Below are 16,435 nucleotides of genomic sequence, written 5' to 3'. Positions count from 1 at the left end.
GAGGTGATATCAATATGGCACCCGACCATGGCCGCGCGGGCTACTTCGCTCAATCGAAGCAGTCCAGCTCTTGCAGCGCTTTGCCCAATTGGTCCTTGCCTGACAGGAATGGATGTTCGATAGGCCATTGAATGCCGACCGCTGGGTCATTCCAGGCTAGGCAACGTTCGAATTTGGGGGCGTAGTAAGCCGTGGTCTTGTACAGGAATTCCGCATGGTCGGACAACACTACGAAGCCGTGCGCGAAACCTTCCGGGACCCAGAGTTGATGCTTGTTGTGTGCTGAAAGGTGGGCACCGACCCAACGGCCGAAGGTACGCGATGAACGGCGCAGATCTACCGCGACATCGAACACCTCACCAGCCACTACCCTTATCAGTTTCCCTTGGGGTTGGTGTACCTGATAGTGCAAGCCACGCAGGACGTGCTGGCGCGAGCTGGAGTGGTTGTCCTGAAGGAAGTTGACGGGACGTCCTACGGCACGTTCGAAAGCTGCGTGGTGGAAGCTTTCGAAGAAGAATCCACGTTCGTCAGTGAATACGTTTGGCTCGAGCAGGAGTACTTCGGGTATTGCGAGAGGGGTTGCTTTCATTCAACGGCCTTGAAAGTTAAAGCATGGGGCAGGAGATTGCTGGGGTAGGCATTCCCTACCCCTGTGGGAGCGGGTTTACCCGCGAACACCGGCGTGGCCGGTGCCAAATACCGCGTCGTATTATTCGCGGGTAACCCCGCCCCACAGGAAAAGCCCAAACCTTTGAGCCTTGAGCAAGACTAACCCACGCACTGCAGCTGAATCAGGGTTCCAGCCGTCGCTGCTGGTAAATCCAGTCGACAATCTCGCCTTCCGGCGAATAGCCGCTCACAGTTTCGCGCAACAACTGCCGTACCCGCACAAAATCATCTTCAGCCACGGCCGCCAGCAATTGCCGCAGCGCTTCCTTGAGCATATCCCAGGCTAGGAAATCTTCGTTGGCGCTCATGATCATCGGGTGGCGTGTGGCAATCACGTTATCGCCAATCAGCAGCTCCTCGTACAGCTTTTCACCTGGCCGCAGACCGCTGAACTCGATGGCAATATCGCCCATCGGGTTACGTTCGGAGCGCACGCTGAAGCCGGACAGGTGAATCATCTTCTCAGCCAGCTCCACTATCTTCACCGGCTCGCCCATATCCAGCACGAACACATCACCACCCTTGCCCATCGAGCCGGCCTGAATCACCAGCTGCGCCGCTTCGGGGATAGTCATGAAGTAACGAGTGATCTTCGGGTGGGTGACAGTCAGCGGGCCACCCGCCTTGATCTGTTTGTGGAAAAGCGGAATCACCGAGCCCGACGAGCCCAGCACATTGCCGAAGCGAACCATGGTGAAGCGTGTCTTGTTCACCTGCGAGACATTGCTGCTGTCGCCGAACAGCACTGGCGCCATTTCCCGGCTAAGGGCTTGCAGGGTCATTTCCGCCAAGCGTTTGGTGCTGCCCATCACGTTGGTAGGGCGCACAGCTTTGTCGGTGGAAATCAGCACGAAGTTGGCAACGCCGGCCTGCAGCGCAGCCTGGGCGGTGTGCAGGGTGCCGATGACGTTGTTCATCAGGCCTTCGGCGATGTTGTGTTCCACCATCGGCACGTGCTTGTAGGCGGCGGCGTGATAGACGGTGTCGACCCGCCAGGTTTTCATTATATCGAACAGTTGCGGCTGGTTGCGGACCGAACCCAGGATTGGTACCAGGCACACCGACAGCGATTCGCGGGCTATGCGCTGCTCGAGTTCGGAGAGAATGCTGTACAGGTTGAACTCGCTGTGCTCGAACAACAGCATGGTTTTCGGCGCCTGGCCCAAAATCTGTCGGCACAGTTCCGAGCCGATCGAACCACCGGCACCGGTAACCATCACGGTCTGTTCGACAATGCAGCGTTCCAGCAGATCAGGCTGTGCAGGCACAGCATCACGGCCCAGCAAGTCTGCAATGTCCACTTCCTGGATGTCGTCCACCTTGACTTTGCCGCTGGCCAGGTCCATGAAGCTGGGGATACTGCGCACATGCAGCGGGTAGCCTTCGAGGAAGTTGAGGATCTCGCGGCGGCGGGTGCGGGTGGAGGATGGTATGGCCAGCAAAATTTCCTGGGCGCCGGTAGCATCAATCATGTCTTGCAACTGGTCAGGGCGGTACACCTGCAGGCCGGCAATCACCCTGTCGGTGATGCTCGGGTCATCGTCGATGAACGCTACCGGGCGCAGCGCTCGGTCGGACCGCAAGGCTGCAACCAATTGGTTGCCGGCGCCACCGGCGCCATATACGGCCACCCTTGGCAGGCCGTCGCCGCGACTGTTACCGGTAAAGGGTACGTGCTGTACTGCGGCGGTAAACCAGTCACCAAGAAAATACTGGCGCATGGCCAAGCGCAGCCCGCCGACCATAATAAGGCTCAGCCACCAGTAGTTGAAGGTGATGGAGCGTGGCACAACGTTCTGATGGTTGCTGGCCCAATAGATGATGAAACCGAGGATAAGTGCAGACAGAGTAACGGCCTTGGTGATAGCAATCAGCGCATCGGTGCCGAAATAGCGCATTACCGCGCGGTACAGGCCAAAGCGGATGAACAAGGGGATACCTACCATCGGGGCGGCGAGGAACAGCCAGCCATGGTCGAGGATGGGGTTGGCTAACTCGTCGATGCCAAGACGTACCACGAATGCCAGCCACAAGGCGGCCCAGATCAGAACGACGTCGGTCACCACCTGCAACAAACGTTTGTGTCTACGTGGTAGAGCAAGCAGTTTAGCGCGCACCTTGTCCATCCTTTTTCTGAAACGGTTCCATAAAATCCCTGCCATTGACTCGCTCACAATACCTTAATCACTTCTCAATTTCGCCCGCGCGAAACCGTACTGCTAGCAGCACAAGTGGAATGTAGGCCAGCACCAAACCAACTGCGCCATCTAAGCCCAGCTGAGCAACGCAAAAGGCTATGGGCAGCAACCAGCATAGGTTCAATACGGCGACAGCCAATGTGACCGGCAAGTGCCTGCCGAATTTTCGAGAGGCGAACTGATAAGCATGGCTGCGGTGCGCCTCGTAGACCCTGTCACCCCGAAGCAAGCGGCGTATTAGTGTAAGGGTCGCGTCGACTATGAACACACCGAGCAGAATCAGCCAGCACCAAAGTAGGTTGGGCGCCACCCAAGCCGCCTCCAGCGAAAGGCCGCCTAGGACAATTCCAAGAAACCCACTGCCTGCGTCGCCCATGAAAATTTTGGCAGGCGGAAAGTTCCAAACTAGGAAACCTGCCACTGCTGCGGCCAGTGCCAGTGGCAAAAGAACATGGCTATCCAGACCAGAAAGTGAGTATAGGACACCTGCACCAAGGCAAACAGTGATCGCTTCGATACTGGCAATGCCATCGATGCCGTCCATGAAGTTATATAGGTTGAGTAGCCAGACCAAGTAGACGGCGGCGAGCACCCCACCCACCCAGCCCATGTCCACGTGCCAGCCGAAAAAGATCAACGCCGGCAGCCCCCCCATCCAGACCAGCATCCAGGCTGCAGCAATGAAATGCCCCAGCAGCCGCCAGCGTGCGGGGATATGGCCGTGATCATCCATGAAGCCAATGATGGCGATCAATGCCCCGCCGCCGCCCAGCGCTATCAGCACATGTCTGTCGACGGCGCCGGTAAGCATGAGCCCTATAATGGCCAACAAAAATGTCAATACAATGGCGGCCCCGCCACCCCGCGGAGTGGGCACTGTATGCGAACTTCGCGCGTTTGGTACATCCATAACACTGCGCGCAAGCGCGTAACGGCGCAGGCCCGCAGTCATCAAAAAAGAAAGTAGCAGTACAAAAAATAAAGCACACAAAAGCATCATTGGTTGTCATCTTCCTGATAGTACTTGGCCGCTGCCAGAAGGGCGGTATCCACCTGCACTGGAGGCCGCCAACCGAGCAAATCACGGGTTTTGCTAATATCAACCTGCAACGAACCGCACAGACGCTGAGACAATGCACCTTTGCCTAGCGCTCTAGCGGCACCACTAAGCATCCAGGAGGGCACCGGGAGCAGACGCGCGGGCCTGCCCAAGGCATGAGCCATACGCGTGAGGAGCTCAGTAGTGGACAGGTCCTCGTCGTCACTGACCAAAAATATCTGGTTGGCAGCTGCTGGGTGATCGATGCAGGTCAGTACCAAATCCACCAGATTTTCCAGCGCGACTAGGCTACGACGGTTGTGAATCGCGCCGAAAGGCAAAGGTACGCCTCGGTCTAACCAACGCATCATATTGCGGAAATTAGCCTTCACACCGGGGCCATAGACCAGCACGGGGCGAATAATGACAATTTCCATGCCTGTCTGGGCACCGAGCGCCAACAAGCCCTGCTCCGCTTCATGCTTGGAAACCCCATAAGGATCGACAGGTTGCGGTATATCATCAGCACGATATGCACAGCCGGGACGGGTCTGTTCGCCATTGACCTTGATCGAGCTGACGAACACGAAACGACGAGCACCGCTAGCGCTGGCGGCGCGAGCCAGAGCCAAGGTGCCGTCGACGTTGACCCGACGAAATTCAGTCAGTGGGTCATCGGCTGTATCAGCCATGATGTGTACGCGCGACGCACAATGAATCACCACATCAGGAGCGTGGGCCTTCAAGGGCGCAGTCTGGTCATCTGTGAGATCTGCAATAGGGTAGCTAAGAACCCCAGTCGGCATCGAGCGCAAAGGGGAACGCAAAGGTACGACCGTTTGCATATTTGCCATGCGACCGAGCGCCTCGAGAACTGCACCACCGACGAAGCCGGAAGCGCCCGTCAAAATTACTTTCATTCTCACCTGATCACTGTAAGGGTTGACTGGCTGGGCCGCCCGAAAAAACACGCAACAACGTAGGACAATTTACCTAATCCCTATAAATCTCTGTTGAAGCGAGCCTGATCCATAGGCGCTGTAGCATATCCCAAGGGTTTGAAGTGATTGATTAGCGCCGACCATAATCAATCCGAAGCAAATCCACAAATCCAAGTCGGACACCCCGCTTTTCCCATGAGCAGCAACATCCACTGAAGTCAGGCCCTCAGAGCATGGACAGTTGCTGTAAAACCCAACAAAATCCGTGCTCCTCTCAAGGTACCCATAAGAACCCATGTCCACAGGGAAAGTCACCAACGCCCTCTCCTCCCCGATTGCCGCTAGTATTGCCGCCATATTTGGTCGCTTCCTACTGCTTGGCACCGGCGCCCTGACGGGCATTATAATTCCCCTGACCATGCCGCAGAGCTCGGTGGGCCTGTTTTTTCTGGCCCAATCGCTAATTGCCGCGCTTGCAACGCTGGGCCAACTGGGTCTCAGCATTACGGCACCGGCTTGTATTTCCACGGCGCAGGGGCACCGCGATGGTGGTCAGGTCAAACAGGTGCTGCGCCGCACCTTATTGCTAGCGGCGTTGTCTACCATTGCCCTGGCCATCGGATTCAACGTTTTCATGCAGGTTTTGTCGCGTTACGAAGGCGACGACCTGCTGCGCCTGCTGCACGGTATTGCCCCGCTCGTGTCGCTGAGCATGATCCTGGCGGCGATGAGCACTATCCTGTCCGAACAGCACCGGGCGCTGGGCCACTTCGTGCAAGCCAGCTTTCTGACCACCGGGGCCAGCCTGGCCAGTGCAGCAACGGTGATTCTGGCCTGGCGCGGCGAATTGCACATAGAGCTGAGCACGTTAATCCTGGCCGGTGCGGTGGGTGCCGGCTGCACCACGCTGCTGGGCGCCTGGAGTCTGCGGCGCTGGTATCGGGCGCAGCAGCAGGACAAGCCAGCCAGCAACATTGGCTATACTACCCTGCTGCGTGAAACCCGCCCCAACCTCACCACTACCATGGTGCTGTTCATCATGTCGCAGGCCGACTTGTGGATCATCGCCTGGTTCGGTGATGCGGCCGGGCTGGCGATCTATGGCCTGGCTTCACGCCTGGTAGCCTTGGTACTGATACCTTTGGCAGTAATCAACACGGTGGTGGCGCCCTCCATCGGGCGCATCTGGGTTCGGGGCAAAAGGCGCTACCTGCAGCGCGTGCTGGGGGTGGGCGCTGGTGCAGCGACGGTGCTCGGCCTGGCGGGCTACCTACTGTTCATTCTGTGCGGCCAGTTCCTGCTGGCCCATGTCTGGTCCAGCGAATACGCCAATGCATACTATATTTTTGCCATCCTCGGCGTTTCGCAACTGGCACAAACTTACGCCGGTACTGCCGGGTTTGTGCTGATGATGCTGCAGAAACAGCACGTGGCGATGCGTATTTCCGTGATCAGCGGCCTATGCATGATTGCGGCCGGACTAGTGGCCATGTGGCTGTATGGAATCATCGGTTTGGCCGTGGTATACAGCCTCGGTGGGGTCTGCCAATCGCTGGCTCAGATCTATTACGTCAAACGCATATTCCACCTCAGCACTACCGCCGATTACTCTTCATTGCGCAGGTTCATGCGCCTCTATTACCGTCGAAAGGTATCTCATGGACGCTAGCAACATAATGCCCAAGGTGTCGATCATCATCCCTACCTATAATACCGGGCGCTATGTTCTGGATGCGATCGACAGTGTGCTACAGCAGACCTACCCGAACGTAGAGCTGATCGTCGTCGACGATGGCTCCACCGACGACACCGCGGCACTGCTGGAGCAACACCCGGGCAATTTCATTCGTTACCGCCAAGTAAACGCCGGACAGAGTGCGGCGATGAATTTTGGCTGGCAGCAAAGTAGTGGCGAGCTGCTAGGTTACCTGAGCGCCGACGACCGCCTGCACCCGCGCGCCGTCGAGGCCATCGTCGCAACCATGGCCAAGGAGCCTGAGGCCGTGCTTGCCTACCCGGACTTCTGCGTCATCGATGAAGACTCCAAGCACGTGCGCACTGTGCAGACCCCCGACTATGACGAGCGCCTGCTGATCGCAAACTTCCAGTGTCTGCCGGGCCCCGGGGCGCTGTTCCGGCGTTCGGTGTGGGACAAGGTTGGTGGCTGGAACACCGGGCTGCGCAATATCCCGGACATGGACTTCTTCTTGCGCCTTTGCCAATACGGGCCATTTACTCGGGTGGCCGAGCCACTGGCAGACTTCCGCATACACTCCGGCTCGACCACTTACAACCCATGCAACGCCGAACGTTCCGACGAGCCGCTGAAGGTAATCAACAGCCTTTACCAGACCAGCGGTCTGTCGCCTTCCATCCTTGGCTGGAAGCGTAAGGCGGTTGCCAATGCCCATATGCTTTCGGGCTTCATGCACGGATTTTCCGGGCGCTATGCAATGTTCGTAGTACGCATGGGCAAGGCCGCACTGCTGGACCCGCCGTCGATTCTTTCCCGCAAGATGGTAAGTTACGTGCTGACCATTTTCAGGCCAAAGTCCAAAGCCTGAGTTTCCGGGGCAATCGATGGTTGCCCCCAAATCCGTTAATCTTGCGCTGCGCCTGTAGGTTCAGCGGTCCCGCAGGTATCGAGAGCAGCAAAACCATTCTCCCCCCTCCTGGAGCGCGCGGATGAAGAGTGTTCAAGCTAACTTGCTGGGTAACCGCTACTTGCATGTCAGTGCGTTACTGCTGGTTGCCGTGGCCACCCTCGCCGCAGCAGTGGACTATCCAGCGTCCCTGGCGCCGCTGCTGCTTAACGGTTTTCTGGCCGGCTTGCTGGTACGCAGCTTGCTCTCCAACCGCACCAGCTTCTTCTCGTTCTTCCTGTTGGCATTCCTGATTCTCGGCTGCTGGGCGAAGCTGGTGCTGCATTTCATTCTCGGCACCCAGTTCATCGAACCAATCGGGGCCTTCGATAATTCGTCGAAGGCATGGGATTCAGCCATGCTGGCCCTGAACATCGCATTTGCCACACTACTGACCTGCCAAGCCGTTGCTTCGCGCCTACAGCCGCCAGCAGTCATCCATATCGAGCGGCCGCGCGGGCTGCTCAAACCGTCCATGTGGTTGGCCATACTGCTCACGGCCCTGCTACTGGCCGCAAATTTCAAGTTTGCCATTCTCAAGGTGGGCACCGAGCCTGCGCTGAAGCTCCACAGCTACGTCTACGTACTGGTCTCGTTCATGATCGCCTGGGGCAACCTGATCCTGCTTGCTACCCTGGGTTATTGGCTGGTACAGGCGCGCCAGATGAAGCTGGAGACGCTATTCTACATTCTCATTCTGGAAGGCGCGGTAACAGCGGTATCCATGGGCAGTCGGGCGCAGATGATCCTGCATGTTGCCGCGCCGTTCGCGGTTTACCTGGTGCATGGCCGCGATCTGGTCACTGCATTGCGCTTCGTCCAATGGGTCAAGATTCTGCTGGTGACGGCGGTGTTGTTCGTGACATCACTGCTATTGGTGTCTGCCGACCGACTGCAGTCGTTCGCCCAAGCCCGGCCAGTCGTGGCCTCCATGGCTATCGGCGAGCAGGCGGTGAGCGACGTCAAACTGGCGCCCGCGCGTCCATCTACAAGCCTGCTCATAGCATTGGCCGATTCAGCGCAGGCAGTTGCAGGCGCACTGGCACCAGCACTGCCTCAACTGCAGCTGATCGCGAACCCGGTATCGGCGGCGCCTGTCTACGCAAAACCTGTTCCAGTAACCGTGGCTCCTTTCGAGGAAACCGCCGAGGTCAAGCGTGCCCGCTGGAAAGGTATGCTGATGGAACTGAGCAAACTGGTGGTGGACCGCTGGGTTGGCCTGGAAGGAATACTGGCGGTGGTCAGCCACGAAAACACCGGCTGGCCTCTATTTCTGCGCAGCCTGGCCGAGCGCCCGGAAGCCGGCACTCAGGCCATCTACCAGCGTATGTCGAATGCACAATACCAGGCTTTCGAAAACTTCACGTTCATGACCATTCCCGGCCCGCTGGCCATTCTGCTCTACAGCGACAACCTGGCAGTGCTGGCCGCCGGCCTGACACTGCTGTTTGCCGCCGGCATCCTTGCCGAACGGCTGACCAGCCAACTGGTTGGCAATGTATTCACTCGCGCGACCATTGGTGTGGCCTTGGCCTATCTGGTGGTGCAGACCAACTTCCCGCGCGTGCAGATGTTCTTCCTCATCGAACTACTTGGGTTCATCGCAGGATTGTATCTGGCGCGCATCATTGTAAGTGGTCCAAGAACGGGGTCGGTTGCACTCACACCAGCGCTTTAGTTCATCGTTTCGGCTTCAGGGATAGAGGAAGTCGCCGGAGGTATCCGACGAACGTGCGAAAGATTATCGCACAGCTGCGCCTCGCTACTTGTCAAAGCGAGGTCAATCCTCCCAACCCTAAGCCGAGCACATGCCGATACTGCCTGTTGATCGGCCTGGCTCAGGTGTGATCAGGCAGATCCCCTCACTATGACTGTGGCTATCAGGACTTACAGCTCGAGCGCACCCATTGACGCCATGCTGGCGCCGCTATTTGCGCTATGCGCCTGGGTAACACTGAACCCGTATTTTCTCTGGAATTCATTGCGTCACATGGCAATTGCCGGGATGCTTTCGGGTTGCTTGGCCATCGGTGCCTTCCTGCTCGGCGACCGCCCGCGGCGGCGCGAGGTGCCAGGGTTCATCCTGATCTGCCTTTTCGTGCTCTACATCAGCATGTTGCCCAAGCTCGACGGCAGTACTACGCGCTGGTATTTCGTGCTACCAACCATCTTTGCCCTCGCGGTGTTCTCAGACCAGCGCCGCGGCAAGGTACTGCAATGGTTCGCCTGGTTCTTCGCGGTCAGCCTGATCCCGGGTATCGTCGTGTCCCTGTGCAAGATTGCCGGCCTGACGGTGCATATGGACCGCCTGCCTCTACTAAACCCTGCGATGGCTGAAGCCGGGGGTTTCTACTTGCACGCGCCGGGGGCGCTTCTTCTGTCCGGCAACCACGTGACGCTACCTTGGGGTGGCGAACTCTACCGGCTGTGCGCCATGTACGACGAGCCCGGCATGGTCGGCACAGTTTCGGCATTCCTGCTGGCGGGTAATCGCTTCAGGCTCAAGCCTTTCCCCTTTCTCATCATCTTTGTTGGTGGTGTGCTGTCGTTTTCCCTGGCATTCATAGTCATGGCGACCATCGGCTTCCTATTCCGTCTGATGCAGGCGCGCTCACCGCTGACCCTGCTTCCACTGGCCATCCTCGGGCTGTTCGGCCTGCTGGTATTGGGCATCATCAAGCCTGACGGCCCGGACCGGCAACCAACGACACCCACGCCAGCACGGACACACGCCCTCGCCACGAGCGCTCCGCCCCGACAAGCACTGGTCATCCCGTTGGATAAATACACCACATCATCAGCCAGCTCTGGCGCCCCAGTATCTGCAGCACCAGTTGCAGTGCAACCGCCAGAACCTGACCAACAATTGCGGCAGACCGAGTACATCAACAATCGCTCGTTACCGGAGATGGACAAACTCTTCGCCCGGTACCTGGATGCAGACACCCGTACTCTACTGTTCGGCATGGGGGCCGACTCCAGCGTGGTCAATGGCGGGGTGTCGCAGGTGGTGACACGCATACTTACAGATTTTGGCCTGATCGGTGCCGTGCTGTTCGCGTTGGCCATGATCAGCCTGACCCTGGCCATAACCCACAATGCCAAGCGCCGTTTGTGGGTGCTGCTGTTCTTCGGTCTGTTTGCGTTAAGCATCTACCAGCGCCCGATCGTTTGGATGCCCTATGCATTTACCATGTTCATTTGCAGTTCAACCCTGGCAGGACGCCGCAAATCGGCTAGCGAGGTGCAACCGGCAAGCTGAAACTTATCTTGCCACGGTAAGGCCGACACTGGTGCTTTGAGACACAGCTGGCGACGCGGCCAATTCGGCACCTGAGCTTCTGGCGATAGCCAGCGCAAATAGAGATGCCAGCAAAGTATCATAAGCCGGTGTCAGTAAAACTACCTCAAAGAGGCTCCAAAGCAGTGTAACGGCTGAGGCTATGAACACCGAGCGCCAAAACGTCGAGTTGCTTGCCAGTTGCGAAAACAGCCGCATGACGCAGTAGAGATAAAACAGGTAGACGGCAGTACCGCCCACCCCCAGCAACAGGAGCATGTTCAAGATCGAATTGTGCGGGTCCCATGCCAACCCATTGAATATGTAGAAATATTCGGAGCGTGGCGTACCGATCAGCGGATGGTCGGCAATGTGATACACCGCCGCGTGCCAAAGGCCCGCGCGAATGGACAAGGACTCCGGCAGCCCGTCCTTCAGGAAGAAAGCGGTCAGGAACACAATCAGGCTGCAGGTAATGAACGCAAAGGCGAAAAAACGGGGGTATCGGGTAAGCAGGGTGGTTCTGGTATCGAGTAACCAGATGGCGACAGCGAGCATCAACATCGCATACCCGGTACGGGAAAACGTGAACATGAATGCTCCAACCAGGGCAATGGCACATAGGTACTGCCTGGCATACAAAGCTACCAGAGTACCGACCAGCAAAAAGACGGCCAGGTAGTTGGAGCTTCCCAGAGGCGTCGCAACCAGATTCTTCAAAGTGTAGAAATCGAGCTCTTCCCGATAACCAAGCGCCGCATTCGCCAGCATGATGAACGCAATCAATACACAGCCGAAGAGGATGCAGTTCTGAACCAGCAATTCTTCGACCCTGCATCTACTCAGCACCAGGATGGATACGGCAGAGTAAAAGAAGCAAAAGTAGACGGATATATCATTCTTGATCGGTGGGTACGCACCGAAAAACTGAAACACTACCGGCAGGCAAGCCAGCGCGGGCATCACCGCCTGCCACTTGATCGTTCTGATCTTCAAGCGTAACGCCAGCATCGGCAAGATATATATCGCGAGCGGTAGCGTCACCCTTGCATAGATATTTCCATAAAATATCGCCAAGAAAAATAATGCGAACAGCACATGCTCCTGGGTAACGCCTTTATAACAACGCTCAAGCACCGACATTTCAAACCTGACCGCCATGAATCGTTGAAAGGACAGCTGCGCCTCGTCATCCTGCATCGCCGGGGAGCCAGCACAACTGCGATACCCCCCGGCGAAGCCGACAGGCACGCTCACTCGACCATCGAACCCGTACGCAACAGCCGGGTAAAACGCTGCAACATCACCTGCACTGTGGCCGACCAGGTGTAGTGCTCGATAATGTAGGCCTTGAGTCGCCCGCCCTTGGCCTTGAGCTCGGCAGAATCAGCCAGCATACGCTCAAGGCCTGAAGCGATACCTGCAGCACTGGCCGGGACCACCAGCCCACCCTGTACCTGCTCGACCTGATCGAAACCGCAAGTATCGGTGAGCAAAACCGGTAAACCGACAACCCCTGCTTCCAGGGCAACCAGCGACATGGCCTCCGAACGCGAAGGAATGACCAGCATCATTGCCTGGCGATACACCTGGGTACGCTGTGCTTCGTCAAGAAAACCGATGAAGTGAATGCGCCCGGCCAGGCCCGAGGCATCTACCTGAGCCTGAAGTTCCTGCTGCATGCCAAAGTCCGGACCAGCCATCACCAAGGGGTAACGCTGCGCCGTGGGCGATTCGAGATAGGCCTGAATGAGGAAGTCCGGCCCTTTGACCGGGGCAAGCCGGCCCATGAACAGAATGAAGGGCTCATCCGGCAGTGGCACAGCCCCTGCCCCCCGCGTCGGACCTGGCTCAGCCACGGCATTGCCGATAACCGGAATAGAAGCCGCCGGCATGCCTGCCACCTGAGCAATCAGCCCCTGCTCCAGGTCGGTGATGGCGATAAAGCCTGAAGCCCACTTGATCAGCCACCGGCCCAGTAGCAAGTGGAACACTTTCATGATCGGTCGTGGCGAACCAACTGAGGCAAATTCGCCCGCAGGGCACAGAATATAGGGACGCCGACCAATCACCGCCAGCAGGCCCATGGCGACGCTCAACAGATTCCAGTAGCCCATGATGTGCAATACATCGGCGTTGCGCACCGCGCGCCAAGCCCGCCAGGGGTTTAGCAACGGGATCGGAAAGCGCTGGCCGATGCGGCCAGTGATATAGCTTTTCACTCCCTGCTCGTCAAAATCCTGCTGCCACGAGTTACCGGTCATGGCCACGACTTCGCATGTGCTACCGGCCTTGGCTAGGTGCAGCGCCAGATGCCGAGTGCGCTCCGCTGTACCACCGCCGAGCTTGGCGTCCAGTGAAATATTCACCAGTAACACCCTCATGCCGACGCCCTCAGCAGTACGATGTAGCGCTGCAATTGCTGTTTGAAGTCGGCCGTAGTTGGCTGCTGCCACTCAGCAAGCCGCCGTTCGCTGAAGCGGCGCATCGGGTTGGCATTGCTGATGCGGCGCATACGTAACAGTAAGCCGAGCAAACCTTGCGGCAGGTGTGGCAAGTAGCTGATCGAGGGCCGGCCAAACGCCTGCATGAGGGCGTCCTGCAAATAACCAAAGTTGTTTTCCGGCGCCGCGTCATCCGTTACGAGGACGACTTCCCCTTGGCGCACCTGCGGCACCCGGGCAACGAATGCCAAGGTTTGTGCCACCTTTTCAACACTGACCAGGTGCATGCGGCGAGGCCCGTAAAGCATACGGCGTAATGCCAGCTTCCAGGCAGGCGCGGTGGACACTTCGCGTACGAACGACACGATGTTCAGCCCGCCATCACCAAACACCGCTCCCAGGCGCAGCACCACCACTTCGAAACGAGTAGCCGGTACCGCGCGTGCCAGCGCTTCAGCACCGGCGTGCTCACGCTCGTATGGCGTTCTTGGTTCGAGCCGCGTGGAGGCATCGACCACCGCGTCCGGCGCGGCACCGAACACATCGATACTCGACACGTGCACATAACGCTTGATGCGCGCTTGATCGCACGCAACGAGTACATTGGCGATCGCCTGTTCGAACCAGCCACTGCCATCGGGCCGCAAGAGATTGATCACAGTGCAGCCAGGTACAAGTATGGCTGCAAGGCTCGCGGGGTCATTCACGTCAAAGCGTGCAACATGCACCGTGGCGTTGGTCAACCAGTCGGGCTCGGTACGGTGGATCGCATAGATGACCTCGGTGTCATCCAGCGTGTTACATACATCCAGGAAATGCCGGCCAACGAAGCCGCTTCCCCCAATCACTACCAGCGTGTTCATAGGCCGTTCGCTTCTCCATCAGCCAAGGCGGGGTTTAGTAAGCGCTGATACCTGTCAGCTGGCTAAAAAGGGGCTGCTGCACAGTCCTTCGTCGACAAGCTTCCCACAGAAAACGCGCCATTCTTGAGCTCCGCTCAGTACTGACGCTGGCTTGCCGGCAATGGCCCGCAAGGCGGCCCCGATTAGCGTGATTGACGGGAACTAGCCTTGGACTGGTTACTTGGACCAGACCGTACGGTTAATGTAATCGGTATAGCTATACACGATCCGTACCACCTGCTTGGAGACCGGGCCGCCCAGGTAATCCTGTACCACCGGGATCACCCGCTGGTTACGGTCATGCTGGCTGATCACCACACGCACGGCATCCAGCACTCGGTCCGGGGTAAGGCCGCACATGATCAGGGTGCCTTCATCCATGCCTTCCGGGCGCTCGTGGGCGTTACGGATCGTGACCGCTGGCAAGTTCAGCAGCGAAGCCTCTTCGGTGATGGTGCCGCTGTCCGAGAGCACACACAACGCGCCCATCTGCAGACGGATATAGTCCAGCAGGCCATAAGGCTTGACGAAGCGGATCAGTGGATGCTCCAGGCTTTCGCCCAGGTCCTCGAGGCGCTTACGGGTACGCGGATGGGTGGAGACGATGATCGGGAAGCCATAGGTATCGGCCAGGGCGCGCAGCGAAGCCAGCAGATCGCGCAGATTCTGTGGCGTATCGACGTTTTCTTCACGGTGGGTGCTGACGATGAAGTACTTCCCCTCCTCCAGCCCCTCGCGCTCCAGTACCGTGGAAGCGTCGATACGAGGTCGGTAGTAGTCCAGCACCTCCTGCATGTGCGAACCGGTCTTGATGATGGTTTCCGGTCGGATACCTTCATCCAGCAGGTAGCGCCGGGCATGCTCGGTCAGCACCATATTGATGTCGCTGAGGTGGTCGAGCACCTTGCGGTTCAGCTCTTCCGGCACCCGCTGATCGAAGCAGCGGTTACCCGCCTCCATGTGGAACACAGGGATCTTCCGACGCTTGGCAGCGATCACGGCCAGGCACGTGTTGGTGTCGCCATACAGCAGCAGGGCGTCGGGTTTTTCCAGCTCGAAGATTTCATCGGACTTGGCGATGACTTCGGCGATAGTACCGGCTGCCGTGCTACCCACCGCCCCCAGGAAGTGATCCGGCTTGCGAATGCCCAGGTCATCGAAGAACACCTGGTTGAGCTCGTAATCGTAGTTCTGGCCGGAATGCACCAGTACATGGTTGGCCTGCTCGTCGAGCTCAGCGATGACGCGGCTCATCTTGATCAGTTCGGGCCGGGTGCCGACCAGGGTCATGACCTTAAGCATTGAGTTGTTCCTGGATATAGTCGAGTTTCAGCAGCAGGGCCTTGATGCCGTCGATGTCGAGCCGCTCGGTATTGTGGGAGGTATAGTCATCCAGCTCGGAGATATGCTGCTCGCCTTCAACAAAGTACTTCTTGTAGTTCAGGTCGCGGTTGTCGGCCGGAATGCGGTAGTAACGACCCATGTCGTCGGCCTTGGCCATTTCCTCGCGGGAAATAAGGGATTCGTAGAGCTTTTCGCCATGTCGGGTACCGATCACCTTGATCGGGTTTTCCCGCTTGAACAACTGGCGCAGCGCTTCTGCCAGCTCCTGCACGGTAGAGGCCGGCGCCTTCTGCACGAAAATGTCCCCCTGCTGGGCGTTCTCGAAGGCATGCAGCACCAGATCCACCGAGTCCTCCAGCGACATCAGGAAGCGCGTCATGTTCGGGTCGGTCACTGTCAGTTCGTTGCCGGCCTTGAGCTGATCGACGAACAGCGGAATCACCGACCCCCGCGAGGCCATGACGTTACCGTAACGAGTGGCGCAGATCACCGGGCCCTGCTGAGGAATCATCCGTGACTTGGCCACCATCAGTTTTTCCGCCATTGCCTTGGAAATGCCCATGGCGTTGATCGGGTACACTGCCTTGTCGGTGCTCAGCACTACCACGCGCTGCACTCCGTTGGCGATGGCCGCATTCAGCACGTTTTCGGTACCGATGACATTGGTCTTCACGGCTTCCATCGGATAGAACTCGCAGGACGGCACCTGCTTCAACGCAGCGGCATGGAAGATGTAATCCACCCCGACCATGGCCTCTGCCACGCTTTGATAGTCACGCACATCGCCGATATAAAACTTCACCTTGTCGTTGGACAAGGCAATACGCATGTCTTCCTGCTTTTTCTCGTCGCGGCTGAAAACGCGGATTTCCTTGACGTTGGTATTCAGAAAACGCTTGAGTACCGTATTGCCGAAAGAACCGGTACCACCGGTAATCATCAGAATCTTGTTATCGAACACCTGTGCGCTCCT

At 57.9% G+C, this 16,435-nt stretch carries 13 protein-coding genes; 4 read left to right on the top strand and 9 right to left on the bottom strand.

The window, feature by feature from the left end:
* Positions 1 to 49: 49 nt before the first annotated feature.
* The 4 genes from rfbC to M1D87_RS06905 form a co-directional block, all read right to left on the bottom strand.
* Positions 50 to 592 (bottom strand): dTDP-4-dehydrorhamnose 3,5-epimerase, encoded by a 543-nt coding sequence (rfbC, locus tag M1D87_RS06920; protein ID WP_137137998.1) that lies wholly within the window; start codon positions 590 to 592, stop codon positions 50 to 52.
* Between the two features lie 202 nt (positions 593 to 794).
* Positions 795 to 2,798, bottom strand: a complete 2,004-nt coding sequence (locus tag M1D87_RS06915; RefSeq protein WP_421091863.1) for a polysaccharide biosynthesis protein — start codon at positions 2,796 to 2,798, stop codon at positions 795 to 797.
* 58 nt (positions 2,799 to 2,856) lie between these two features.
* A complete protein-coding gene (locus tag M1D87_RS06910; RefSeq protein ID WP_421091864.1) occupies positions 2,857 to 3,870 on the bottom strand; it encodes an MraY family glycosyltransferase in 1,014 nt (337 codons plus the stop codon).
* Positions 3,867 to 4,835 carry a UDP-glucose 4-epimerase family protein gene (locus tag M1D87_RS06905; protein WP_421091865.1) on the bottom strand — a complete coding sequence of 323 codons (969 nt, stop codon included), beginning with the start codon at positions 4,833 to 4,835 and terminating at the stop codon, positions 3,867 to 3,869. Before M1D87_RS06905 ends, M1D87_RS06910 begins: the two co-directional genes overlap by 4 nt.
* 310 nt (positions 4,836 to 5,145) lie before the next feature.
* On the opposite strand from M1D87_RS06905, the gene M1D87_RS06900 reads away from it, so the two are divergent.
* The 4 genes from M1D87_RS06900 (at position 5,146) to M1D87_RS06885 (ending at position 10,754) form a co-directional block, all read left to right on the top strand.
* Positions 5,146 to 6,519 (top strand): lipopolysaccharide biosynthesis protein, encoded by a 1,374-nt coding sequence (locus tag M1D87_RS06900; protein ID WP_421091866.1) that lies wholly within the window; start codon positions 5,146 to 5,148, stop codon positions 6,517 to 6,519.
* Complete coding sequence (locus tag M1D87_RS06895) at positions 6,509 to 7,414, top strand: glycosyltransferase (RefSeq protein WP_139657546.1); 906 nt, start codon at positions 6,509 to 6,511, stop codon at positions 7,412 to 7,414. The genes M1D87_RS06900 and M1D87_RS06895 overlap by 11 nt, the downstream gene beginning before the upstream one ends.
* A 190-nt stretch (positions 7,415 to 7,604) precedes the next feature.
* Positions 7,605 to 9,170: a hypothetical protein gene (locus tag M1D87_RS06890; RefSeq protein WP_421091867.1), complete on the top strand. Its 1,566-nt coding sequence runs from the start codon at positions 7,605 to 7,607 to the stop codon at positions 9,168 to 9,170.
* A gap of 189 nt (positions 9,171 to 9,359) precedes the next feature.
* Entirely contained in the window at positions 9,360 to 10,754 is a 1,395-nt protein-coding gene (locus tag M1D87_RS06885; protein ID WP_421091868.1) for a hypothetical protein, read from the top strand.
* Positions 10,755 to 10,757: 3 nt separating this feature from the next.
* Here M1D87_RS06885 and M1D87_RS06880 read toward each other — a convergent pair whose 3' ends face one another.
* From M1D87_RS06880 to M1D87_RS06860, 5 genes are all read right to left on the bottom strand, one after another.
* Positions 10,758 to 12,029 (bottom strand): O-antigen ligase family protein, encoded by a 1,272-nt coding sequence (locus M1D87_RS06880; RefSeq protein ID WP_421091869.1) that lies wholly within the window; start codon positions 12,027 to 12,029, stop codon positions 10,758 to 10,760.
* On the bottom strand, positions 12,026 to 13,228 hold the full coding sequence (locus M1D87_RS06875) for a glycosyltransferase family 4 protein (protein ID WP_421091870.1): 1,203 nt from the start codon (positions 13,226 to 13,228) through the stop codon (positions 12,026 to 12,028). The genes M1D87_RS06880 and M1D87_RS06875 overlap by 4 nt, the downstream gene beginning before the upstream one ends.
* Positions 13,153 to 14,079, bottom strand: a complete 927-nt coding sequence (locus M1D87_RS06870; RefSeq protein WP_421091871.1) for an NAD-dependent epimerase/dehydratase family protein — start codon at positions 14,077 to 14,079, stop codon at positions 13,153 to 13,155. The genes M1D87_RS06875 and M1D87_RS06870 overlap by 76 nt, the downstream gene beginning before the upstream one ends.
* A gap of 216 nt (positions 14,080 to 14,295) precedes the next feature.
* Positions 14,296 to 15,420 (bottom strand): non-hydrolyzing UDP-N-acetylglucosamine 2-epimerase, encoded by a 1,125-nt coding sequence (gene wecB / locus M1D87_RS06865; RefSeq protein WP_139657540.1) that lies wholly within the window; start codon positions 15,418 to 15,420, stop codon positions 14,296 to 14,298.
* Entirely contained in the window at positions 15,413 to 16,423 is a 1,011-nt protein-coding gene (locus M1D87_RS06860) for a polysaccharide biosynthesis protein (protein WP_133978601.1), read from the bottom strand. Before M1D87_RS06860 ends, wecB begins: the two co-directional genes overlap by 8 nt.
* Positions 16,424 to 16,435 lie beyond the last annotated feature (12 nt).

It is taken from the genome of Pseudomonas sp. SA233, assembly GCF_054792385.1.
Note: the sequence above shows the minus strand (reverse complement) of the source record. Positions and strands in the feature narration are given on the sequence as shown.

Coding starts and splice junctions, on each gene's coding strand:
- rfbC (WP_137137998.1), bottom strand. CDS start 592: ATGAAAGCAACCCCTCTCGCAATACCCGAAGTACTCCTGCTCGAGCCA.
- M1D87_RS06915 (WP_421091863.1), bottom strand. CDS start 2,798: ATGGACAAGGTGCGCGCTAAACTGCTTGCTCTACCACGTAGACACAAA.
- M1D87_RS06910 (WP_421091864.1), bottom strand. CDS start 3,870: ATGATGCTTTTGTGTGCTTTATTTTTTGTACTGCTACTTTCTTTTTTG.
- M1D87_RS06900 (WP_421091866.1), top strand. CDS start 5,146: ATGTCCACAGGGAAAGTCACCAACGCCCTCTCCTCCCCGATTGCCGCT.
- M1D87_RS06895 (WP_139657546.1), top strand. CDS start 6,509: ATGGACGCTAGCAACATAATGCCCAAGGTGTCGATCATCATCCCTACC.
- M1D87_RS06885 (WP_421091868.1), top strand. CDS start 9,360: ATGACTGTGGCTATCAGGACTTACAGCTCGAGCGCACCCATTGACGCC.
- M1D87_RS06870 (WP_421091871.1), bottom strand. CDS start 14,079: ATGAACACGCTGGTAGTGATTGGGGGAAGCGGCTTCGTTGGCCGGCAT.
- wecB (WP_139657540.1), bottom strand. CDS start 15,420: ATGCTTAAGGTCATGACCCTGGTCGGCACCCGGCCCGAACTGATCAAG.